Source organism: Lacibacter sediminis (assembly GCF_014168535.1).
In the GTDB taxonomy this organism is placed as follows: Bacteria; Bacteroidota; Bacteroidia; order Chitinophagales; family Chitinophagaceae; genus Lacibacter; species Lacibacter sediminis.
This window is the reverse complement of sequence record NZ_CP060007.1, coordinates 1076131-1099345: the sequence shown is the minus strand read 5'-3', so window position 1 is coordinate 1099345 and position 23215 is coordinate 1076131. Positions and strand designations below refer to the sequence as shown.

Annotated in this window: 20 protein-coding genes; 14 read left to right on the top strand and 6 right to left on the bottom strand. The window is 40.8% G+C overall.

The window, feature by feature from the left end:
* The first annotated feature begins 50 nt into the window (after nt 1-50).
* The 9 genes from H4075_RS04960 (at nt 51) to H4075_RS04920 (ending at nt 9364) form a co-directional block, all read left to right on the top strand.
* On the top strand, nt 51-2438 hold the full coding sequence (locus H4075_RS04960; protein ID WP_182804716.1) for a heavy metal translocating P-type ATPase: 2388 nt from the start codon (nt 51-53) through the stop codon (nt 2436-2438).
* Between the two features lie 112 nt (nt 2439-2550).
* Nucleotides 2551-2754, top strand: a complete 204-nt coding sequence (gene ccoS / locus H4075_RS04955) for a cbb3-type cytochrome oxidase assembly protein CcoS (RefSeq protein WP_182804714.1) — start codon at nt 2551-2553, stop codon at nt 2752-2754.
* A 4-nt stretch (nt 2755-2758) separates the two neighbouring features.
* Nucleotides 2759-4891 (top strand): cytochrome-c oxidase, cbb3-type subunit I, encoded by a 2133-nt coding sequence (ccoN, locus tag H4075_RS04950; RefSeq protein ID WP_182804712.1) that lies wholly within the window; start codon nt 2759-2761, stop codon nt 4889-4891.
* A 23-nt stretch (nt 4892-4914) separates the two neighbouring features.
* Nucleotides 4915-5073 (top strand): CcoQ/FixQ family Cbb3-type cytochrome c oxidase assembly chaperone, encoded by a 159-nt coding sequence (locus tag H4075_RS04945; protein ID WP_182804710.1) that lies wholly within the window; start codon nt 4915-4917, stop codon nt 5071-5073.
* A 17-nt stretch (nt 5074-5090) separates the two neighbouring features.
* Entirely contained in the window at nt 5091-6266 is a 1176-nt protein-coding gene (locus tag H4075_RS04940) for a cbb3-type cytochrome c oxidase N-terminal domain-containing protein (RefSeq protein WP_182804708.1), read from the top strand.
* Between the two features lie 11 nt (nt 6267-6277).
* Entirely contained in the window at nt 6278-7696 is a 1419-nt protein-coding gene (ccoG, locus tag H4075_RS04935) for a cytochrome c oxidase accessory protein CcoG (RefSeq protein WP_182804706.1), read from the top strand.
* A 10-nt stretch (nt 7697-7706) separates the two neighbouring features.
* Nucleotides 7707-8150, top strand: a complete 444-nt coding sequence (locus H4075_RS04930; RefSeq protein WP_182804704.1) for a FixH family protein — start codon at nt 7707-7709, stop codon at nt 8148-8150.
* Entirely contained in the window at nt 8147-8854 is a 708-nt protein-coding gene (locus tag H4075_RS04925) for a sulfite exporter TauE/SafE family protein (RefSeq protein WP_182804703.1), read from the top strand. The genes H4075_RS04930 and H4075_RS04925 overlap by 4 nt, the downstream gene beginning before the upstream one ends.
* Nucleotides 8855-8968: 114 nt before the next feature.
* Nucleotides 8969-9364 carry a hypothetical protein gene (locus H4075_RS04920; RefSeq protein WP_182804701.1) on the top strand — a complete coding sequence of 132 codons (396 nt, stop codon included), beginning with the start codon at nt 8969-8971 and terminating at the stop codon, nt 9362-9364.
* A gap of 77 nt (nt 9365-9441) precedes the next feature.
* Here the strand turns inward: H4075_RS04920 and H4075_RS04915 are convergent, their stop codons facing one another.
* Together H4075_RS04915 and H4075_RS04910 are read right to left on the bottom strand one after the other, a co-directional pair.
* The gene (locus H4075_RS04915) at nt 9442-10497 is read right to left on the bottom strand and encodes a response regulator (protein ID WP_182804699.1); all 1056 of its coding nucleotides are present in this window, start codon (nt 10495-10497) and stop codon (nt 9442-9444) included.
* A gap of 42 nt (nt 10498-10539) precedes the next feature.
* The gene (locus H4075_RS04910; protein WP_182804697.1) at nt 10540-11760 is read right to left on the bottom strand and encodes a PAS domain-containing sensor histidine kinase; all 1221 of its coding nucleotides are present in this window, start codon (nt 11758-11760) and stop codon (nt 10540-10542) included.
* Between the two features lie 148 nt (nt 11761-11908).
* Here H4075_RS04910 and H4075_RS04905 point away from each other — a divergent pair, with 148 nt between their 5' ends.
* The 4 genes from H4075_RS04905 (at nt 11909) to H4075_RS04890 (ending at nt 15488) form a co-directional block, all read left to right on the top strand.
* Nucleotides 11909-12514: a DUF6498-containing protein gene (locus H4075_RS04905; RefSeq protein WP_182804695.1), complete on the top strand. Its 606-nt coding sequence runs from the start codon at nt 11909-11911 to the stop codon at nt 12512-12514.
* A 28-nt stretch (nt 12515-12542) separates the two neighbouring features.
* A complete protein-coding gene (locus H4075_RS04900; protein ID WP_182804694.1) occupies nt 12543-13739 on the top strand; it encodes a DUF2130 domain-containing protein in 1197 nt (398 codons plus the stop codon).
* A 6-nt stretch (nt 13740-13745) separates the two neighbouring features.
* The gene (locus H4075_RS04895; RefSeq protein WP_182804692.1) at nt 13746-14792 is read left to right on the top strand and encodes a zinc-dependent peptidase; all 1047 of its coding nucleotides are present in this window, start codon (nt 13746-13748) and stop codon (nt 14790-14792) included.
* 204 nt (nt 14793-14996) lie between these two features.
* On the top strand, nt 14997-15488 hold the full coding sequence (locus tag H4075_RS04890) for a hypothetical protein (protein ID WP_182804690.1): 492 nt from the start codon (nt 14997-14999) through the stop codon (nt 15486-15488).
* A gap of 66 nt (nt 15489-15554) precedes the next feature.
* Here the strand turns inward: H4075_RS04890 and H4075_RS04885 are convergent, their stop codons facing one another.
* Nucleotides 15555-17066, bottom strand: a complete 1512-nt coding sequence (locus H4075_RS04885; RefSeq protein WP_182804688.1) for a magnesium chelatase — start codon at nt 17064-17066, stop codon at nt 15555-15557.
* 35 nt (nt 17067-17101) lie between these two features.
* Nucleotides 17102-18199: a vWA domain-containing protein gene (locus H4075_RS04880; protein ID WP_182804687.1), complete on the bottom strand. Its 1098-nt coding sequence runs from the start codon at nt 18197-18199 to the stop codon at nt 17102-17104.
* A gap of 140 nt (nt 18200-18339) precedes the next feature.
* Between H4075_RS04880 and H4075_RS04875 the strand changes: the two genes are divergently transcribed.
* On the top strand, nt 18340-18981 hold the full coding sequence (locus H4075_RS04875; RefSeq protein ID WP_182804685.1) for a hypothetical protein: 642 nt from the start codon (nt 18340-18342) through the stop codon (nt 18979-18981).
* Nucleotides 18982-18996: 15 nt separating this feature from the next.
* Here H4075_RS04875 and H4075_RS04870 read toward each other — a convergent pair whose 3' ends face one another.
* Nucleotides 18997-22263 (bottom strand): DUF2723 domain-containing protein, encoded by a 3267-nt coding sequence (locus tag H4075_RS04870; protein WP_182804683.1) that lies wholly within the window; start codon nt 22261-22263, stop codon nt 18997-18999.
* A 116-nt stretch (nt 22264-22379) separates the two neighbouring features.
* Nucleotides 22380-23201, bottom strand: a complete 822-nt coding sequence (locus H4075_RS04865; protein ID WP_182804681.1) for an SAM hydrolase/SAM-dependent halogenase family protein — start codon at nt 23199-23201, stop codon at nt 22380-22382.
* Nucleotides 23202-23215: the final 14 nt, after the last annotated feature.

Genomic DNA, 23215 nt, shown 5'->3' with positions numbered 1-23215 from the left:
GATATTGGTCAGAAAGCAGCCAACTGCCCCGTTTTAATTTGCAGCCTGTTATGAACATGTCTGTAAAGCCAACAGTGAAATGCTATCATTGTGGTGAAGAATGCATCAATGAAACAATTCAACTCGCCGACAAAAATTTTTGTTGCCAGGGTTGTAAAACCGTGTACCAGGTGCTCAACCAGAGTGATCTCTGCGATTATTATGAGTTAAATCAAAACCCCGGCACCAGCCAACGCATCAGCGTTCGTAAAGACAAGTTCTCTTTTTTAGATGATGAGAAAATCGAACAGCAACTCATCTCTTTCCGCAATACTGAGCAAACGCATATTACTTTTTATTTACCACAGATCCACTGCAGCTCCTGTTTGTGGCTATTGGAAAACCTGCACCGGCTGAACGCAGCCGTTATTTCTTCCCGTGTAAATTTTACGAGGAAAGAAGTAGCGATCGTTTTTGATCACCGCAGCACATCTTTACGCAGCGTTGCAGAACTACTCACCAGTATCGGTTACGAACCTTATATCAGCCTGCAGAATCTGCAGCAGGCAAAGCCAAGAATTCAGCGCAGCCTCATTTATCAATTGGGTGTGGCAGGTTTTTGTTTTGCTAACATTATGCTCATGAGTTTTCCTGAATACCTGGGTTTAGAGGAAGCAGAAAAAAGTATGCAGTCGCTTTTCAGGTATTTCAATCTCATTTTAGCGATCCCTGTTTTTCTTTACAGCTCTCTCCCATTTTATCAAAGTGCTTGGGGAAGTTTAAAGCATAAATATCTCAACATCGATGCGCCGATTGCTCTTGCTATCATTATGACTTTCGGCAGAAGTTTATATGAAGTGTTGAGCAATACAGGTGGTGGTTATTTCGATTCAATGAGTGGTATTGTATTTTTTATGCTCGTTGGTCGTGTTTTGCAGGAAAAAACCTATCAGCAATTATCGTTCGAACGTGATTACACTTCTTACTTCCCGATTGCGGTTACTGTTTTAAAAGATAAAAAAGAAATCCCCACAGCTTTGCCCGATATTAAAGCAGGTGATACCATTCTCCTCCACAATGAAGAATTAATTCCGGTTGATGGTTTACTCACCAAAGGCAAAGCATTTATTGATTACAGTTTTGTTACAGGCGAATCGTTACCTGTGTTAAAAGAAATGGGTGAATTACTGTATGCAGGCGGTAAACAAACCGGCGGCAATATTGAAATGCTGGTGATGAAAGAAGTCTCCCAAAGTTATCTTACCCGTTTGTGGAATAATGGCGAAAAGGCAAAACCTGAGAAGATCTCATTCGTTGACGGACTCAGCCGTTATTTCACCTGGATCGTGTTCGCATTAGCTGCAATTGGTGCATTGTACTGGAGTTTTTACGATGGAGGCAAAGCATGGAATGTAGTAACCACTATCTTAATTGTTGCATGTCCTTGTGCATTGTTACTCAGCAACAGTTTCACCAATGGAAATGTATTACGCATACTCAGCAAAAACAAACTCTACCTGCGCAATGCACAAACCATTGAAGAAATGGCAAAGGCAATACATTTGGTGTTCGATAAAACAGGCACACTCACCACAACAGAAGAACAGGAAATCGCTTATACAGGTGAACCTTTCAATGATGAAATTGCAGGAAGTGTTGCCGCAGTGGCTGCACAAAGTACACACCCGTTGAGCAAGTTGTTGGCAAAAGAATTACGTACCAACGAAACGTATGAAGTAAGACAGTTTAGTGAAACCACCGGCCGTGGCATCAGTGGTATCGTTAACCATCGCATCATTACACTTGGCTCTGCAGAATTTGTTACCGGTGAAGAAGTAACGGTGTTCAACGGCAGCTCCGTGTATGTTTCAGTTGATGGCATTTTATTCGGTCATTTTTGTATACGTAATCATTACCGGCCTTCCATCTTTCAACAGATCGGTGAGCTGCGGAAACAATACCGCATTTCCATCCTTTCAGGTGATAATGAGAGCGAACGATTGAAACTACAGCAGGAGCTTGGAATGGATGTGAAATTATTCTTCAACCAGCAACCACACGACAAGCTCAATTATATTAAGCAACTGCAAGAGAAAGGCCAGAAAGTAATTATGATCGGCGATGGATTGAACGATGCCGGTGCCTTAAAACAGAGTGACGCAGGTATTGCTGTTACTGAAAGCACCAACAATTTTACTCCCGCAAGTGATGGCATTCTTGAAGCCGATCGTTTGAGCCGTCTTTCATCGTACCTGCTATTTACCAAAGCCAACAAACAGGTGGTGATCGCCAGTTTCGTGCTATCGATCGTTTATAATATTATCGGGCTGACCTTTGCCTTGCAGGGAATTTTATCTCCACTCGTCGCAGCCATTCTCATGCCCTCAAGTTCCATCAGCATTATCCTCCTAACGTTTGGTGCTTCTTCACTGTATGCCCGATTTCTGAGGCTGAATTAGAAAAAAACTGATTACGATCATAGCTGATTTGATCAGAGTCAATCATTTGTCTGATCATAGTCAGTCCTTGTCCCCTGCACTAAAAATAGTTTTACACCCGAAATAAGAACATATGAGTGTCATCTTTTTATTACTCATCGCCAGTATATCGGTAGCAGCCCTTTTTCTCTGCGCTTTTTTGTGGAGCGTTAAAAGCGGGCAGTACGACGATGAAACTTCGCCGCCGATGCGCATTTTATTCGATAACAATGGCCCGGCAACAACTGAATCCAAGCCAACGCAAACAACGAACAACTCAAAACCATCGATAAACTGACATTATGCAACTAGAAAAATTTTACTACGACAATAAGATCGTAAAGTACTTCGCCAATGCAACGGCCATCTGGGGACTGGTAGGTATGCTTGCAGGTTTATGGGCTGCCATCCAGATCTATTATCCTGCAGCATCGCTCGATTATGCAGGCACTACGTTTGGCCGTCTTCGTCCCATTCATACCAACGCTGTCATCTTTGCCTTCGTTGGTAACTGTATGTTTACCGGTATTTATTATTCGCTTCAACGCTTGTGTAAAGCAAGAATGTTCAGCGATAAATTAAGCTGGATCCATTTCTGGGGATGGCAATCCATTATTGTTGTTGCTGCCATTACCTTATTCCTTGGTTACACAACAGGTAAAGAATATGCAGAGCTTGAATGGCCTGTTGATATCATGATCACATTGGTTTGGGTTGTGTTTGGCGTAAATATGTTCGGTACAATTTTCAAAAGAAGAGAAAGTCATTTATATGTAGCTATCTGGTTCTACATCGCAACCTGGATCACTGTTGCAATGCTGCACATTGTAAACTCATTCGAAATTCCTGTTTCACTTTTTAAAAGTTACAGCTGGTATGCAGGTGTACAGGATGCTTTGGTACAATGGTGGTATGGCCACAACGCTGTAGCGTTCTTTTTAACTACACCCATTCTGGGTTTGATGTATTACTTCTTACCAAAAGCTGCTAACAGACCCGTTTACTCGTATCGTTTATCCATCATCCACTTCTGGGCGCTCATCTTTATTTATATATGGGCAGGCCCTCACCATTTGCTGTATACCGCCCTGCCAGATTGGGCGCAATCATTAGGTGTTGTGTTTAGCGTTATGTTGATTGCACCAAGCTGGGGCGGTATGCTCAATGGTTTGTTTACACTGCGTGGTGCCTGGGATAAAGTGCGTGAAGAGCCCGTGTTGAAATTCTTTGTTGTTGCTGTTACCTGTTATGGTATGGCCACATTCGAAGGACCAATGCTGAGTTTAAAAAGTGTAAACGCTATTGCGCACTTTACTGACTGGATCGTTGGACACGTACACATTGGTGGTTTAGGCTGGAATGGTTTTATGGCCTTTGGTATGTTGTACTGGCTTATACCAAAAATGTGGGGCACCAGTCTTTATTCAAAAAAATTAGCCAACAACCATTTCTGGTTAGGCACCATTGGTATTGTTATTTATGCAGTGCCTTTATACTGGGCCGGCTTTGCACAGGCAGAAATGTGGAAGACGTTTACAGAATCAGGTCAATTGAAATTCCAGTTCTTAGAAACTGTTACCAACATCATCCCCATGTACATTACACGTAGTGTAGGTGGAACACTTTACCTCATTGGTGCGTTCATGATGGTGTACAACTTAATTAAAACTGCGAAGCAAGGTACGTTCATTGCAAATGAAGAAGCAGAAGCTGCACCATTGCTCAAACCTGAATCGCATGTAAAAGAACATTGGCATCGCTGGATCGAAAGAAGACCAGCTACATTATTAGTCTTCAGTTTGATCGTGGTTGCTATTGGTGGTATTCTTGAAATTGTACCCACTTTCCTCATTAAATCAAACGTACCAACTATTACGAGTGTAAAGCCTTACACTGCATTGGAATTACAAGGTCGGGATATTTATATACGTGAAGGTTGTTATACCTGTCACTCACAAATGATCCGTCCGTTCCGTGATGAAGTAGCCCGTTATGGCGAATATTCAAAAGCAGGTGAGTTTGTGTACGATCATCCATTCCAATGGGGAAGTAAACGTACAGGACCTGATCTTGCCCGTGTCGGCGGAAAATATCCCGACAGCTGGCATTACAATCATATGATGGAGCCATCACTCATGTCGCCGGGTTCTATTATGCCACGTTATGGTTGGTTGTTAGATAATAATCTTGACACAGCTTCAACACCCGCCAAGATAAGAGCCATGCAAACATTGGGTGTGCCTTATGCAAAAGGTTACGATCAACAGGCCAATAAAGATCTGATGACACAGGCCAACAGCATCCGCATCAGTTTAAAAATGGATAAGATCGAAACGCCTGCAAACAAAGAGATCGTGGCACTGATCGCTTATCTGCAACGATTAGGTAAAGACATTAAAGCTGAGAAAAAAACAGAAACAGCATCAGCAAATTAATTCAATCACGTAAAGACAGTAATATGAAATTTATCAACTATCTCGAAAAGATCAGCAATGTAAGTTTTTACGGATTGACTTCTTTTCTCATCTTCTTCATTTTCTTCTGTGCCGTGTTCATTTATGTACTGCGTGCAAGTAAAAAAGAAATGAATGAATGCAGCCGTATTCCATTAGACTAAATAATAAACTTAAAGCCATGTTCACATACAGATCAAATTATCTGCAACCATTTTTACGGAAGCTGTTGATTATGCTGCCGCTGTTAATCGCCGGCACTGTAGCTACAGCTCAAACAACATCCGGTGCTCCTGCTCCCTCCATTTGGGACAACCCACTTGCACTTACTATGCTGGCCATCATCTTTGTTTTGTTACTGGTGATCGCACTGCTGGCAAATGTTGTGTTGGGAACAGCCCGTCTTCATTTCGATAAACAGAAGAAAAAAAATAATGCCGCACAAACGATCACAGCTATTGCATTATTTCTTTTACCAATGATGGCATCGGCTCAGGAAACAGCAGAAGCTGCTGCTCCTGCAGGCCCCACTTCTATTGGCGGTTTATCAGCTACCACCTTCTGGCTACTCTCAACAGTAATTGCAGTAGAGTTCCTGGTAATTATTGTGATGGGATTATTTGTAAAAAGTTTTCTTGCTAAAGAAAAAGTGACACTTGCTGTTGTCGAAGAAACAGCTGCTGCAAAACCTTCGTCTTTTAAAGTATGGTGGGATAAGCTCAACAGCTTTAAACCAATGGAACAGGAAGCTGATATTGATCTAGGTCATGATTATGATGGCATCCGTGAGCTTGATAATCGAATGCCACCGTGGTGGATCTATGGTTTTTATTTAACCATTATTGTTGCAGGGATCTACATCTGGCGTTATCATATTGCTGAAACAGCTCCTCTCAGCAAACAGGAATTTGAAATTGCCATGAAACATGCTGAAGAAGAGAAAGCAGCTTACCTCGCAAAAGCAGCAAATAATATTGATGAGAACACGGTTACACTCATTACCGATAAAGCTGCCATCGATGCTGGTAAAAATAATTTTGTACAAATGTGTGCAGCCTGTCATGGTAAATCCGGGGAAGGTATTGTTGGACCAAACTTAACTGATGATTACTGGTTGAATGGTGGCAGTATAAAAGATATTTTCAAAACCATTAAATACGGCCGGCCTGAAAAAGGAATGAAGAGCTGGCAGGATGATTATTCGCCTGTGCAAATTGCACAACTGGCAAGTTTTATTAAATCATTACATGGCACTAATCCACCAAACGCAAAAGACAAACAAGGCGACCTGTACAAAGAAAATGCGGCTCCTGCACAGGATTCAGCAACTGCAAAAAAAGACGTAGTCAGCAACTGAGGAATACATAAATGAACACAGACGGTAACATACAAACACAATCAAACAAAGAATCGTTCCGTGATACGCTTGCAACAATAGATGCACAGGGAAAACGGAAATGGATCTTTGCGCAAAAACCAAAGGGGAAATTCTATAACATACGTACTTATGTAAGTTTCTTTTTCTTCCTGCTGTTTGTAACACTTCCGTTTATTCAAATGAACGGACGGCCATTGTTCATGTTCAATATTCCGCAGGCGAAATTTATTCTGTTTGGAAAAGTTTTCTGGCCACAGGATTTTTTCATCTTCGGTATCATCATGATCACCTTCATTGTGTTCATTGTTTTGTTTACATCTGCGTTCGGTCGTTTGTTCTGTGGCTGGATCTGTCCACAAACCATCTTCATGGAAATGCTCTTCCGCAAACTGGAATATGCAATTGAAGGCAGTGCAGCCAAGCAAAAGTTAATGGCTGCAGGTCCGTGGACAACCGAAAAGATCGTTCGCAAAACAATTAAACACGTTGTGTTTTATTTGCTGGCGTTCATTATTGCTAATTTATTTCTTGCTTATATCATTGGTGTTGAGGAATTGTGGGCCATGATCAAGCAGCCTGCTGCTAACGTTGGCACCATTGCAGCGCTCTTGGTTTTTTCATCGGTGTTTTATGCAGTGTATGCATTTTTCCGTGAGCAGGCCTGCACAGTTGTTTGTCCTTACGGACGATTACAAGGTGTATTGCTCGATAAAAACTCAATGGTAGTAGCATATGATTACAAACGTGGCGAAGAACGGAAAAAGATCGATAAGAAAGAAGAACGTACGGCTGGTGATTGTATCGATTGTTTTCAATGTGTGAAGGTTTGTCCTACAGGTATTGATATCCGCAATGGTACCCAAATGGAATGTGTGGGTTGCACAGCCTGTATTGATGCCTGCGATCATATGATGGAAAGTGTAGGTTTTAAAAAAGGATTGATCCGTTATGCAAGTGAGAACGGCATTGCCAATCATGAAAAACTGCATTACACACGTCGTATGAAAATGTACACAGGCTTGCTGGCTGTGTTACTCATTTTGCTCACCACATTATTGCTGTCGCAAAAAGATGTGAAGGCAACTGTGATGCGTACACCGGGTTTACTGTACCAGGAAAAAGGACAAGACAGTGTTTCAAACCTGTACAACATTAAGGTGGTAAATAAAACAATGAATGATATTCCGCTTACTGTGAAATTAGAAGATGGTGATGGCAATGTGCAGGTAGTAGGTAAGAATATCAATGTTCAAAAAGAAGGACAAGGTTCAGGATCATTCTTTATTACTATTCCGAAGAAACGTATTCAGCAACGGAAAACAGTATTGAACGTTGGATTATACCAGGGAGATAAACGGATCGTGGTTGTAAAAACAAGTTTTCTCGGGCCACTTTATTCAAACAACTAAATTAAATGCAATGACACTGAATTGGGGACATAAGATCACACTGGCGTTTTCGGCATTTGTTGTGTTCATGTTTGTAATGGTTTACAAAAGCATGAAAACAGATTTCCAGTTGGTGACCAAAGAATATTATAAAGATGAACTGGCTTATCAACAGGTGATCGATGGCACGAACCGTGCAAACAATCTCAGTACCGCTGTGCAGGCAACACAATTGAATAATGAGCTTATTATTCAACTGCCAACAGAGATGAAAGGCAAAACAATCAGCGGCAACATTTGGCTCTATTGCTCTTCTGATGACAAGAAGGATCACAGACTTGAACTGGCGGTTGATGAAAATGGCAGGCAGGTGATCAGCAGTAAAAACATGTTGCCTGCAAACTATTTATTAAAGGTTTCATGGAAAGCAGGTGAGTTGAATTACTATAATGAACAACGCATAACATTAAAATGATAACAGAAGCAATTACAGGCGGTTTGATCCTGGGTGCGTTCAGCAGCCTGCACTGCGTTGGCATGTGCGGACCGCTGGCATTAGCACTGCCTGTGCAGCATTTACCGTTGTGGCAACAACGTGTTGCAGCGTTAATGTATAACGCCGGCCGCATTGTTACCTATACATTGTTTGGTTTATTATTTGGTCTTGCTGGTCGTGGTTTATACATGGCAGGTTTCCAGCAATGGTTATCTATTATCAACGGAGCTGTTATTCTTGTGTTCATCATCAATTATTATTTTTTGAAAAAAGCCTGGCAACCAAAATGGACGTTGAAGTTGCATACAGCAGTACAACAACTCATGATCAAAACGCTGCGTACCGATCGGAAAGAAGCATACGTGTTGCTGGGTATGATCAATGGATTACTTCCCTGCGGCATGGTGTATGTGGCGCTTGCAGCAGCGTTAAATTTTCGTGAAGTGCAGCAGAGCGTCTTGTTCATGAGTGCCTTTGGTGCCGGTACTATTCCGTTAATGTTATTGTTAAGCATAGCAGGGAGCAGTTTTTCTTTTTCAATACGTGGACGTATTAAAAGAGTTGTTCCTTATTTAATGACCATGATGGCTGTATTGTTAATACTGCGTGGCATGAACCTTGGCATTCCGTTCATAAGCCCGGTAATGGCAAGCGAACCAGCTGCAGCAATACCTTGTCACTAATGCTGAACCGTATGATTAGTATCAGCAGGGCTATTGATAGCAGTTATTTACAACGGCAGCGGCAAAAATTAGCTTTGCTAAACAGTGTAACTCTATTGTTCACTTTGAAATACAATGATCACAATCGTTATGACGCATAATAAAAAATTTACCCAGTTCCGGCACGAAAGTGATACGTGGAAACGATACCTGCAATTTATACAGCAGGAAAACAATCATTTAAAGACCCGCCTTTCGCAGGTGCTTCAACATGATACGGATGAACAGTTCCTGGAACGTGCAGAATATTTCCAGAGCAAGTTCATTGCCGAAGATGATACCGTGAATATGTTGCGCCAGGATATTCATGAGCTGGATAACATGCTCACAAAAGAAATGCCTGAAGATGCAAACACCATCAAAGAATTGCAAAAGAGATTAAAGAAGATGCATAAGGATATGGAAATTGTCGAACGCCAGTTCAACAAACTGAAATCAGATTTCAATCTTTACCTTACTGAAAGTTTATAGCAGGCAACAAAAAACAAAAACAGCATCTGCTGCATTATGCAAACAGATGCTGTTTCGTTTTATACCAATCCTGAATCTTAATTGATCAGGTTTTCTAATTTTTTCTCGTTGAGGATCACAATATTTCCTTCCTTGATCTCAATTAATTTTTCTGAACGGAAATCGCCCAGCGTACGGATGAGTGATTCGGTTGCAGTGCCTGCAATACTCGCAAGGTTCTCACGACTGATGTTAATAGAAAAATGTCCCTCGCCTGTTTGGTATTTTTTCTGAAGACTGATCAAAGCATCAGCAACTTTTTTGCGTAATGAGTTGTAGGCAAGTCCTAGTAAATGATCTTCTTTCTCAGCTACATTTCTTGCCAGCAATTGAATAAACTTTTCTGACACCTGGCTGTTGCTGTGCATCAGTTCATCAAAATCTGCCTTGGGTATAATAGCCAGCTCACTGTCTTCCATTGCTTCAGCAGTTTCTTTGTAAGAACCACCTTCGAGTAATGCTACATAACCTAAAAAGTCGCCCTCGTTATATAACCCTACTACCAGTTCCTTGCCGTCATCATTTGTTTTAAACGTTTTTACTTTCCCCTTTACGATGTAAAACAAACGTGCGGCACGATTGCCTTCATTATAAACTGTCTGCTTCTTTTTGTATTTATTGATATCCCTGTCGGCGGTAAGTGATTCCAGCGCATCTTTTGATCCGGTAGCTGCAAGGAGTTTGTTTACACCATCGAGCCCCGATGTATATTCTTCTTTTAACAGATCAGCTTTTTTCAACCGTCCTTCAATGGCATTGAGCAATTCTGTTCCACTGAATGGTTTGGTGATGTAGTCATCGGCACCAAGTTCCATACCACGACGCAGATCGCTTCGTTCTGTCTTGGCCGTTAGAAAAATAAAAGGAATATTTTTTACCGTTTCGTTCTTATGCAACGTGTGTAACACACCATACCCATCAAGAACAGGCATCATAATATCACAAACGATCAGGTCGGGTTGTTCAGCCAATGCTGTTTCAATACCGAGTTTACCGTTGGCAGCGGTTACAACTTTGTAGTTGGCCAGTTCCAGAATCTCGGCAGTATTCTCCCGTATATCATCATTATCTTCTATTAGCAGAATTTTTTTCATCTGATCACTTTTATTAAAGGTTAAACTTGATATAGTATGAAGTTAGTGTTGTTTTTGAAAGGTAACGGTAAATTCGGTTCCGTTATCGGTTTCACTTTTGCAGGAAATGTGTCCATTCATCAACTCAGCGTATTTCGACACAATGTGCAGGCCCAACCCCGTTCCTTGTATATTGATCGCATTGGCAGCCCTGAAAAAACGTTCGAACAAATGTTCTTGGTCTTCTTTTGAAATGCCAATACCACTGTCTTTTATCCTGAACTCAATTTCATTTTCAGACACTTTTGTATTGAGTTGAATCACCGAGTTTTCCGGCGAGAACTTGATGGCATTCGACAATAAATTTAAGCTGATATGTTTAAACATACCGGGATCAAGTTCAACCTGCGTATCACCTTCATGCTTGTATCCGATCTGCTGCCCTTTCTTACAAATATTCTGCATTTCGGCTATCGTTTCTGTTGTGTTCTTCTCAATATCAAATATGCTGAAACGTGCCTGTATTTTTCCTTCTTCGATCTTTCCCACATTCAGGAAGTCGTTGAGGATATCTGTAAGCAGATTAACAGATGAAATAATACGTTGAATATGTTTTTCCCGTTTGGGTTGCTCATCTGTATTTGTGTACTTCTGCAGAAGATAAACTGATGATAGTACTGTACTCAGCGGTGTACGAAACTCATGTGATGCTACTGAAACAAACCTCGATTTCAATTCACCTAATTCCTTTTCTTTACTGAGGGCAGCCATCAGCTCCCTGTCCTTCTCCTCGGTTTCCTGAATCTGTTCATTCAGCTTTTCAACTGTTTCCCGCAAGGTAACAGTCCTGTCCTCCACTTTTTTCTCCAGTTCTTCATTCAACTTTACCAATGCCTGTTCTGCCTGTTTCCGCAGTGTAATATCATTCACAAAAGCCACTACAAACTTATTTTCATCAACATGGTAGTTACCAAGGCTGATCTCCACTGGAAACTCTGAGCCGTCTTTTTTCACGGCATACAAATCCAGCCCGATGCCCATCGGTCTGCTCTTTGGATCATGCATATATCCGTTCCGATGACTTTCATGGCGATGATGAAAACGGGAGGGAATGAACAATTCGATTTTTTTACCCAATACATCATCCCCTTCATCATAACCAAACTGTTGCAGGGCAAACTTATTGATGGTAATAATTTCAGCTGAAGAGTTGACAACTATGATCCCAATGCTGGCGTGATCAAAAAGTGTTTGAAATAGTTTGGAATCTGCTGTAGACTGCATGGGTTAAAGAAAATAAGTATGCTTTTAGCCAATCTGTAAGAAATTATTCCTGACGGCTGTAAAGTTACGATTTATGCTTCGGTAAAATAAGGGATATTCCTATTTTCTTTCTAACGGGAGATGAGTAATTTAGAAGAAAATCATCAACTTGTTACAACGCATTGTCAAAGACCCAGGCTTTTGGTTTCTTCTACTGATGAATGGCTATCTTATCTATTATTACCAGCAACAGCCGGGAGAGTTTAATACCATTATCTGGATCTATTGGCTCCAAAGTGTATTGATAGGCTTGTTTAATTTTTTTGATCTGATGTCAGTCAAAAATCCTGACAGCACAAGCATGTCACTGAACAGCCAACCGGTTACGAAAGGCAGCATGGGTTGTGCTGCCTGGTTCTTTCTCCTTCATTATGGCTTTTTTCATTTTGTTTATGCAATTTTTCTCCTCGTTGGCAAACACAGTGGAGTAAATGGTAAACTCTTATTGATCACAGCCGGTATATTTGTTATTGAAAGCACTATACAGTTTATCCGCAAACGAAACAGCTTGCAACTGGAGAAAGTAAATGTGGGCAAGATGTTTTTTACACCTTACCTGCGCATCGTTCCAATGCACCTGATGATATTGGTTCCATCGTTTCTTGGCATAACTGCGAGTGTTTTATTTCTTGTTTTAAAAACTGTTGCTGATGCAGGCATGTACCTGCTCACCACACAAAAAGACTTTACATTGATAAAATCATTGAGCCGATAACGTAAACTTGCAAAAAAGAAGAGAAAGTATGTCAACCGAAATAAAATGCCCGAATTGTGGTCACGAATTTGAACCAACCGACAGCATCCGTGAAGAAGTGCAGAAAGAACTGCGTGCAAAAATGAGCGAATGGCAAAAACAGCAACAGCAAAAATTTGATGCCCAATTGCTTGAAGAAAAAAAGAGAACACAAAAAGAAACAGAAGAATCCTTACGCAAAAACATTGTAAGCGATTTTGAAAATAAACTTCGTTTACTGGAAGAGAATAACAAAGAGAGTCAGGAGAAATTAAAGCTGGCCCGTGAAAAAGAAATTGAGTTTCTGAAAAAAGAACAGGCGCTGCTTTCGAAAGAACAGGAACTTGATCTGCAACTGCAAAAAATGTTGCTGGAAGAACGCAATAAACTCTCTGAAGTAATACGAAAAGAAGAAGCAGAAAAAATTTCATTGAAAGAAACCGAATACTTACTGAAGAATAAAGAGCTGGAAGAAAAACTGGAAGCACAAAAAAAGCTGGTAGATGAAATGAAACGGAAATCGGAACAAGGCTCTATGCAGATGCAAGGCGAGGCGCAGGAGTTGCTGCTGGAAGATCTGTTACGTCAGTCGTTTCCTTACGATTCTATTGAAGAAGTAGGCAAAGGCGTAAAAGGTGCCGATTGTATGTTGTTGGTTCGCAATAAATTCGGGCAGGAATGTGGCAAGATCATTTTTGAAAGTAAACGCACCAAAGATTTTTCCGAGCAATGGATCGAAAAATTAAAAGCTGATATGCGCAGCCAGGCGGCCGATATTGCTGTCATAGTTACGCAGGCCATGCCGAAAGGGCTGGACCGGTTTGGCGAAAAAGATGGCGTGTGGGTGTGCAGCTTTGCTGAAGTAAAAGCGTTAACGCATGTATTGAGAGATAGCATTGTTCGTATTGCGCAGGCTACAACGGGACAGGAAAACAAAGGTGAAAAAATGCACATGCTGTACGATTACCTTACAGGAAATGAGTTCGCCGAACAATGGAAAGCCATTCGTGAAGGTTTTATGAGTATGAAAATTTCTATTCAAAAGGAACGTGATGCAATGGAAAAATTATGGAAACAACGGGAAAAGCAATTAGAGAAAGTATTGTTGAATGCAGCACATATAAGAGGATCAGTAGAGGGTATTGCAGGTACTGATGTTAACATTGCATTACTCGAAGATTCACCAGATCTGTTAACTGACGAATAATTAATTATGCCCAGGGATTCCGTACCAATCATATTACACTATAAAGATTCCGCTTTCACCGTTTATTCGCTGGAAGAATACAGTCAATTGCCCGATTCATTAAAAGGCAGTGTGGAACAACAATACTATGTTGATTCGGTTTACAATGTATTACAGTATATCAATACCCCTGCCGCAGTTAAAGAAGATGACGGTTCGCAGGATTCAGGGTTCTCAATTGTGATGATCGTTGTATTCGGCATTATTGCATTTAATATTTACCGTTTAATACGCCAGCTGATCAAAGAGCAAAACAATCCTGCTGATGCAGCAACGTTTGAGACTGATGAAGGAAATGAACCAGAACCTGCAGTGCGTTATCTTATCTACAAAGGAGATGAATTGAAATTTAGTGATGATGAAGTGCATACAGTATGCAAAAAATATAATCCGTACTATCAAAAACTAAATGCTGATAAACAGCCTGTTTTTGTTGAGCGTGTGCAGGAATTTATTCGCAGTAAAGATTTTTACATCTGCTCACCAAAGGGATATAAAGAAATGCCGATCCTTATATCTGCATCAGCTGTACAGATCACATTTGGGTTAAAAGATTTTCTGCTTCCGCATTTCTCAAATATCATTATCCATCCGGAAGAGTACTTTGCCTATGATCCTTTCCGTATACTGGTTGGCAATGTACAGGGGCATTCAATTTCACTTTCCTGGAAACATTTCCTGCAGGATTATCAAAACCCAACTGACGGAAAAAATGTTGGTTTGCATGAAATGGCGCATGCCTTACAGGTACAGTATTTATTCCGCAATCCCAAACGAAGCAATACGTTCAAAGAAGATTATGAACATTACGATCGCATTGATGACGATGTATTGAATGCAGAAAAAACAAGTGGTAAACGTCTGTTCGATGAAAATGCATTGCGGAATAAAAATGAATTCTGGGCAACATCAGTAGAATTGTTCTTTGAAAAACCAATTGAATTAAAAACACAATACCCCGATCTCTACGAAAGTTTACGGATTGTACTTAACCAGGATACGGCTGCTATGTAAACCGGTTGTTTTCTCTGAATAATAAAAAAGGCTAACCATTAAGCTACATCCGAAACGAATGAAAATTATTCACACATGTTTGATTTTTCAATTGCCGGGCTATTCAGCATTTGCTAAAGTGGGCTATTGTAAATTCGAAAAAAAGGTAAGATATTGTCGAAGCTATATTTAGAATTACTAATTTTAAAACCAAAATCAAGTATTATGAAACTCTTCTTTATCTTCCTGTGTTGCTGCTTATGCTTACAAAGCTCGGTCTTTGCGCAAAACGAGAATGATGCTCCAAAACGTGCACAGAGTGTTTATGGAGAACTTGGAGGCAACGGCTTATTATTTTCAGCCAATTATGATGTTCGATTTTTAAAAAGTGATAAGGGCTTTGGTATGCGTGCAGGCCTTGGTTTTTTTGGTGGAAGTGGTGGGGGCCTTATAACTGTGCCGGTTGGATTGAATTATCTTGCAGGTAAAGCACCAAGTTATTTTGAAGTTGGGTTAGGATACACATATGCCAGTTTTACTTCAAGCGATGATTTTATTGAGGGGAGCGGATCAATACTTGTACCAAGCGTTGGGTATAGATTTCAGCCTTCTAAAAAGGGATTTACAGGAAGGGTTATTCTTTCGCCGCTTATTGGCTTAGGTGAAGGCGGCGGTTGGGTTATGTTCGGCGGTATAAGTGCAGGGTATAAGTTTTAAATGATTGAATAAATACGGGGAAGTTGAGCAATACTCAACTTCCCCGTATCATGTTCTTTTGGAGCATTAATTAAAATCTTCACCATCAAAATCTTCTTCCTCATCTCCCCTGTTTGTATTAAGGTTGATGATGCTGCCCATCAGATCACTGAATTCAATTTTTCCTTCCACTACTTTTTTACTGATGACAGAATAAGCTGACAACCCATGCAAAACAAACTCCATCAATAATGCTGTTTGCTTTTCATTGGCACCTTTGAAATATTTTTTTACCAATGGATACAAACCATCAACACTATACAACTGTTGGATCTTTTCTTCATCTTTCGTATTCATCAACAACGTTAACTGGTTTCCTTTATCGAACCAATTACTGATGGATTTATATGGATTGTCTGTTGTCGCCTCCTGTTTACGTTTCTTCAGTTGTTCAGGGTTAGGAAAGTATTGAAGAAACTGTGTACGGATTGCTTTGTCCAATAAATGAAATGCTACCTGATATGGACCTTCCTGCTCACCTTCGTATACCAATTCAATTTTCCCGGTGATAGATGGAATAACACCAATGAGATCACTCATCCACACTTGTGTATTTTTTTCTTTATTCTGAATTGCACGCAACTCAGCCGTACTCACCGCATTTTCATAGGCAGAAATGGTAAGCCTTGCGCTTACGCCGCTCTTCTTGTCAACATACTCGCTTCCTCTTGCTTCAAACGCTACCTGTTCAATGATACGTTTCATCAGATCGCTGATGTCCACTTTCTTTGCCTGTTCCGGATGCACAGCTGCTTCCTGTTCAGTAATAGCCAACGCCGTTTCAATTGTTTTGGGATAGTGCGTAAGTATCTGGCTTTCGATACGATCTTTCAACGGCGTTACAATTGAACCACGGTTGGTATAATCTTCCGGATTTGCTGTAAACACAAATAATATATCAAGCGGCAGACGCAATTTGAAACCACGTATCTGTACATCACCTTCTTCTAAAATATTGAACAATGATACCTGGATGCGTGCCTGCAGATCAGGAATTTCATTGATCACAAACACTGAACGGTTACTGCGGGGAATGATGCCGTAGTGGATCACACGTTCATCAGCGAAACTTAATTTCAGATTGGCTGCTTTGATTGGATCAATATCGCCAATAAGATCGGCCACACTTACATCAGGTGTTGCCAGTTTTTCACCATAACGTTGTGAACGATGAATCCACTCAATTGGTGTAGCATCTCCCTTTTCTGCAATCAATTCTTTTGCATAATGTGAAATAGGATTGAAGGGATCATCATTTACTTCACTGCCTGCAACAACCGGGATATGTTCATCGAGTAGCTCAGTCATTAAACGTGCCATTCTTGTTTTCGCTTGTCCACGTAAACCAAGAAACAAAATGTTGTGACGTGATAATAACGCACGCTCCACATCAGGAATCACTGAATCTTCATAGCCCAATATGCCGTGAAATACATTTTCGTTTTGCTGAAGCTTTGAAATTAAGTTTTGACGTACTTCTTCTTTGATGCTTTTCGATTGATAGCCACTTTTCTTTAATTCGCCTAAAGTCTGAACCATGATTTGTTATACTATTTTAGAATGATTTGCTGATTTTAATACACTGTCTTTCTCTTGCCGCTTTCAAAATCCTTAAAAATAAACGCACCCAATTTATCTAATGATGCAAAGAACGCTTTACCATGATTGGTTTCGGTAAACTCCTGCACAAAGCGTTGCAGATAAGGATCGGTCGCAATCATAAACGTAGTGATGGGTATCTTGAGTTTTTTACATTGCGCTGCAAGATTGATACAACGGTTCACCACTTTCCGATCTAAGCCAAAACTGTTCTTGTAATATTTCTTACCGATCTTCAAACAAGTGGGTTTACCATCTGTGATCATGAAGATCTGCTTGTTGGGATTTTTTCTTCTGCGCAAAATTTCCATCGCCAGTTCCAAACCTGCAACAGTATTGGTGTGATAAGGACCAACTTGTAAGTACGGAAGATCTTTTACCTCAATCGTCCATGCATCATTACCAAACACCACAATATCTAACGTATCCTTCGGGTATTTTGTTTGAATGAGTTCACTCAATGCCATCGCCACTTTCTTTGCAGGTGTAATACGGTCTTCACCATACAAGATCATGGAGTGTGAAATATCGATCATCAACACCGTGGATGTTTGTGTTTTGAAATCGGTTTCACGTATCTCCAGATCATCTTCACGCATCATAAAACTATCGATGCCATGATTGATTTGCGCATTACGGATGGAATTGGTAAAATCGATCTGTTCCAACGTATCACCAAACTGGAATGGTCTTGTTTCAGGATTGATCTCATCACCCATACCCGGTTTAAATGTTTGATGATTGCCCTGTTTGGTTTTCTTGAGCTTACCGAATATTTCTTCAAGCGATTGTTTGCGAATGGTCTGTTCCGTTTTTGAGGTGATGTTAAACTGACCGGTTACAGGATTTTCATCGAGATAACCTTTTTCTTTCAGTTCCTCAATAAAATCACCCATGCCATACTCATCATTCGTGAGTTGGAATTTGCGGTCGAGCTGATTCAACCAATCCATTGCTTCAGTTACATCACCACTGGTATAAGTAAGCAATTGTGTGAACAGATCAAGCAACTGTTCAAACTTCGACTTACTGTTTTCAGATGGATCATATTTCGAAAAAAAGTGTCCAATCATAACTATACAATTTACTTCAAAATCCAATACTGTTTTTCATGCGGGGAGGGAAGACAAAAAGATAACAAAAACTGAACCTGAAAAGTTCTTGACAGTTTTTCCGCTGTTTTCTTATTTTACCGTCTGAAAACACATGATTCATGCAAAGGCTTACCAGTTTTGTCATCTTTTTCTGTCTCATTTTGTTACTAACCAGCTCCTGCAGCCAGCCAAAATTGCTGTTGAAACCTGCAGCCACGTTCGACACGCTGCATCTTGAACTTGATCTGAGCATTGTTCAGCAATACGAATACAAACAGGCTTTGCTGCAAAAGATGAAAAAGTTCACCGAGGTATATAACACCGAAGATCATCCGTTTAAACTGGCGCTTAATACCGGCGCAACAACCAGCAACTGCAACATTAAAGTTGTGCGGGTGAAATTTATTGGCCGTAAAGAAAATTTGATTGGCACTGCCATAAGTGTGGTGGGGCTTGGCACAGCTGCCACTTTAATTGCTACAGGATTTCCCGTACCTGTTGGCTGGATACATATCCCCAGTGCAAAAACAAGTTTACAACCGGGATTAAGTAGCGACATCAGCGATCTTCCAACGTTTCAACGTGTTTCAATTAATTCAACGGGAATGTATCGTTCGTTAGACAAACAGATCGACAAGCAAAGCACAAAAGTTGTGAAGTATGTTGTATCGGTGGTGCAAAGTGTGGAGAAAGAATACAGGAAGAATAAAAATTTACCAGAGCCAGTAAAAGAGAGACAAAAGACAAACCCCGGCAATTAGCCGGGGTTTATTTTTTTATTTCGGTGTATCTGTCTTGTTATTAATTATCTGCGGAACTTCCTTGCTCTGCAATGTATCAGAGCCCGGCTTTATTCCCTGCACATATTGTTTCAGTGCATTATCAATTCCATCCACCAGTTGTTTAGCTACCTGGTATTCATATTCTGAAGGCGATGTGCCTTCAGCACCTACATACGATTCGTAAAATGCCATCTGCTGCTGCAAATCTTTCTTCACACTTTCCATGATACGTTTGCCGAGTTCAATATCGCCTGCCTGGAAAGCAGTCATCGCAAAGTAGAAACTCTTTTCATTATGATCATTGCCATAACGTGATGCAAGCGCATATGGCACATTCTTGTCTTTGATCATCTGATCGGCACGTTGCAACACTTTCTTTGCATCTTCTTTACGGCCTGCTGCAATCAGGTTCATTGCAAGCATGGTATGTGCATTGCGGATGTTCACCATGTGCCTGCGGTTCTCTTCATCAAAATAAACCTCATTCTTATCTGCACCGCCATATTTGAATTTGTTCATGATCTTATCAAACATCCAATCCATATTGGCTGTACCTCTTGCGTTGGCAACAGGAACAAGACGATATGTTAAACCATCCTGGCGAAGGTAATCATCAAAACCTAATTGATAGGGTTGTGTGAAATAGATCGGACGCTTCCAGTTATTAGCAGCAATGATGTTGAGAATAGCTGCATCGTTTTTAAACAGGTAACTTTTACCTACCTGGAAACGAAGTTCATTCAGCACGCTGTCTTTTGCAGTAACAGTTCCGTTCTGGCGAACAACATTTCCATCAACCGGCACTTTAAAACGCTGACTGTAGAAATAGTTGAGCATTTCACCACCTTGCGAACGATACATTTTATTATCCGCATCACTACCCACCTGGTCTTTCATCATCGTGTAAAGATCATAGTATGCAGTATCTGTTTGTGAAAGAGGAATATGATAAGCCACATTACGTTTTTCACCGGCAATCTGTTCTTCGCTCCAGATCACATCTATCGGATCACTGTTGTTTACTTTGTAACGAAGCTGGTTGATATACCAATCGGTGCCAAGTAAGCTTGTGTTGATCACACGAATATCAGGACGAACACCTTTTACTTCCTGTGCATACCATAAAGGATAGGTATCGTTATCACCAACCGTAAACAGGATAGCATTTGGCGCACAGCTTTCGAGATAGTTGGTAGCAAGATCTGGTGCAATTGTTTTTTTGCTACGGTCATGATCATCCCAGTTTTGAGAAGCCATGAGTATTGGAACAGCCGCACAAATAACGGCAGCACCAATTGAAACTACTTTCTCATTATTGCCATTCGAAGAAATTGCTTTTAATAAGAAATAAATCAAAGCTGCAACACCTGCAAAAAGCGCAGTTGAAATGACTGCAGATGAAAATGCACCTGAAACAGACCCTGATAAGCTACTAATCAACATTGTGATTAAGGTTAATGCAGCTCCAGAGCCTAACATTGTAAGCAATGTTTGCTTATCTCTTTTTACTGTATCAACAAACCCAATAACTGAAAGACCGATCCAAATAGCAAATGCATAGAAGCTTCCAACATAAGCATAATCACGCTCACGTGGCTGAGGACCTGCCTGATTGAGGTACAAGACAATCGCTAGACCTGTAAAGAAAAATAACAAGCCTACAATCAATCCATCTTTGCTTTTCCGTGTAAACTGAAATACCAATCCAAAAATCCCGAGTATAAGTGGCAGTAAATAATACTTATTATGAGCGGGACTATTCTTCAAACTATCAGGCATCAGTTTCTGATTACCCAATCTTGAATCATCTGCCATTGAAATACCTGTTATCCAGTTACCATTTCTGCGCTCACCTAAACCCTGTACATCATTTTGCTTTCCTGCAAAATTCCACATGAAATAGCGGAAATACATAATGTTTACCTGGTAACCGAAGAAGAATTTAAAGTTATCGGCCATATCAGGATCACGTTCGTAAGAAATTTTTCCCGTTTGGCGATCCTGGTATTTACCAATACCGAGGAACTGTGCATAGTAATCAGCATGTCCCTGGTCGTTACTTGCATCCCATACACGGGGGAACATCATTGTTTGATCTGCAGGGTAAACAGGTTTTCTTTTTTGTCCGGTTACTTCATAACGATCGCCCACACGTTGGTAAGAATCGCCTTCATCAGCATACTCTTCTGCTTCTGCTGTAAACTTCTGTCCCTTCAATAATGGCACATCACCATATTGCTCACGGCTCAGGTAACTAACCAAAGCCATCGGGTTGTTTACATCATTCATATCAATGCCGGGATTTGCATTTGCACGGATCATGGTTGTAACATAAGTAGAAAAACCAATGAGCATAAATGCAAAGCTCCACAAACCTAAACGCAAGAAGCGCCATTGATTTTGTTTTGCATAACGCAAACCGAACCAGATGAGCACTGCTATTAATACAAAGAAGAAAATAAATCCGGAGAAGAAAGGCAAACCAAAGCTATTCACAAACAAACGATCGAACCAGCCCGCACTTGAAATACTCCACTGGATCACCGCTTTTTGTACAACACCTGTGATAGCACAACCAATCAGGAAGGCAACGATACCACCTGTCCATGTTGGTTTATACCTGCGGAAATAATACACCATCACAATAGCAGGAAGTGTAAGAAGGTTCAACAAGTGAACACCGATACTCAAACCCATGATGAAGAAAATGAGTACGATCCAGCGTTCAGCAAACGTACGCTTACGGTCATCGTCACCTGCTTTTGCATCTTCATGTTCCCATTTCAGGATCATCCAGAATACAACCGCTGTAAAGAAAGATGACAACGCATATACTTCGCCTTCAACAGCACTGTACCAGAATGAATCGCTGAATGTGTAGGCTAATCCACCAATAACACCTGCAGCCATTACTGTAAACAACTGGTTGCCCTGTAATTCTTCATTATCTTTTTGTACCAATCTGCGACCAAAGTGTGTGATGGTCCAGAACAGGAACATGATGGTGAAACCACTTGATAATGCTGACAGCAGGTTTACACCAATAGCGGCATCGCCGGGTGTAAAGAGCGTAAACAAACGACCCAGCATAATAAACAAAGGTGCGCCCGGAGGGTGAGGGATGCCTAATTTGTAAGCACAGGAAATAAATTCGCCTGTGTCCCACAAACTACCGGTTGGTTCCATCGTTAACACGTACACAGCGCAGGATACAAGACCAATGATCCAGCCTGTAATGTTGTTGAGCTTTTGAAAATTCATATGAAGCTTTGGTTTAGAAATAGCCCACCCTAACGGGAGGCAGGCAAAAATAAGGAGATGAGGGTATAAACAAGTATTTCAACTTTCTTTTAACAGGATAATTTGACGGGTAGTATTTATTCAAAATAAACCCTCACTGTCTGGTAAAATAAACGGCTTTGTGTGTACTGGCTGGTGCTCTTTTCCGAAAACCCCTGCAGGCCGAATAAACCTGCGGCATTGCCTTTGTTGATCGCAATTTCAAGATAACCTCCCGCATTGAACAACGCCAGCTTCTCCCCTTCATTCACATCAGCATAAGTTTCGCTGATGCGGTCGATCATTTCATCACGTTTAAATACAATTTTAAAGCGGCGGCCTTTGCGTTGCGCTTCAAATTCTTCATGCGTAATATTCACGATCACATTTTCAAAATGATCAATGGAAATGATCTGTCCTTCGATGTATTGGCTGGTGGTAATTGGTCGTAACGGGTTGCGTACCTGTATCGAAATAGAAGCATCGCCCAGCTCTTTCAACGATTTACCATTTGCAAGCTCATCAATCGCCTTTGCAAATACATCTGCACAGGCAATGGTATTACGAGCAATGGATTTATCCATCGGCAACGCCACCAACTCTTGCGGTGTTTCTTCCAATATCATGGTGATAAGACCGTTATCGGCCAACAGATAATACTGCTCATTATGTTTCACCAGCAATAAATGATCGGGCTTGTATTGAAAAAGATTTACAAGAATGATGTGAAAGGTGCCTGCCGGAAATTGTTTGGTTGCATTGCGGATAATATACGCCGCCTGCGGATCATTAAACGGTGATAGCTGGTGCGTGATATCTATTAATTGGAACGATGGGTTTTGACGTAACAACACAGCTTTCACTGCCCCGGCCAGGTAATCCTGTTCTCCGATGTCTGATGTGAGGGTTAGTAAAGCCATTGATGCGTAGAAAA

Bases quoted from the DNA above. Each gene is read 5' to 3' on its own strand.
- H4075_RS04960 (WP_182804716.1), top strand. From the start codon at position 51: ATGAACATGTCTGTAAAGCCAACAGTGAAATGCTATCATTGTGGTGAA.
- ccoS (WP_182804714.1), top strand. From the start codon at position 2,551: ATGAGTGTCATCTTTTTATTACTCATCGCCAGTATATCGGTAGCAGCC.
- ccoN (WP_182804712.1), top strand. From the start codon at position 2,759: ATGCAACTAGAAAAATTTTACTACGACAATAAGATCGTAAAGTACTTC.
- H4075_RS04945 (WP_182804710.1), top strand. From the start codon at position 4,915: ATGAAATTTATCAACTATCTCGAAAAGATCAGCAATGTAAGTTTTTAC.
- H4075_RS04940 (WP_182804708.1), top strand. From the start codon at position 5,091: ATGTTCACATACAGATCAAATTATCTGCAACCATTTTTACGGAAGCTG.
- ccoG (WP_182804706.1), top strand. From the start codon at position 6,278: ATGAACACAGACGGTAACATACAAACACAATCAAACAAAGAATCGTTC.
- H4075_RS04930 (WP_182804704.1), top strand. From the start codon at position 7,707: ATGACACTGAATTGGGGACATAAGATCACACTGGCGTTTTCGGCATTT.
- H4075_RS04925 (WP_182804703.1), top strand. From the start codon at position 8,147: ATGATAACAGAAGCAATTACAGGCGGTTTGATCCTGGGTGCGTTCAGC.
- H4075_RS04920 (WP_182804701.1), top strand. From the start codon at position 8,969: ATGATCACAATCGTTATGACGCATAATAAAAAATTTACCCAGTTCCGG.
- H4075_RS04915 (WP_182804699.1), bottom strand. From the start codon at position 10,497: ATGAAAAAAATTCTGCTAATAGAAGATAATGATGATATACGGGAGAAT.
- H4075_RS04910 (WP_182804697.1), bottom strand. From the start codon at position 11,760: ATGCAGTCTACAGCAGATTCCAAACTATTTCAAACACTTTTTGATCAC.
- H4075_RS04900 (WP_182804694.1), top strand. From the start codon at position 12,543: ATGTCAACCGAAATAAAATGCCCGAATTGTGGTCACGAATTTGAACCA.
- H4075_RS04895 (WP_182804692.1), top strand. From the start codon at position 13,746: ATGCCCAGGGATTCCGTACCAATCATATTACACTATAAAGATTCCGCT.
- H4075_RS04890 (WP_182804690.1), top strand. From the start codon at position 14,997: ATGAAACTCTTCTTTATCTTCCTGTGTTGCTGCTTATGCTTACAAAGC.
- H4075_RS04885 (WP_182804688.1), bottom strand. From the start codon at position 17,066: ATGGTTCAGACTTTAGGCGAATTAAAGAAAAGTGGCTATCAATCGAAA.
- H4075_RS04880 (WP_182804687.1), bottom strand. From the start codon at position 18,199: ATGATTGGACACTTTTTTTCGAAATATGATCCATCTGAAAACAGTAAG.
- H4075_RS04875 (WP_182804685.1), top strand. From the start codon at position 18,340: ATGCAAAGGCTTACCAGTTTTGTCATCTTTTTCTGTCTCATTTTGTTA.
- H4075_RS04870 (WP_182804683.1), bottom strand. From the start codon at position 22,263: ATGAATTTTCAAAAGCTCAACAACATTACAGGCTGGATCATTGGTCTT.
- H4075_RS04865 (WP_182804681.1), bottom strand. From the start codon at position 23,201: ATGGCTTTACTAACCCTCACATCAGACATCGGAGAACAGGATTACCTG.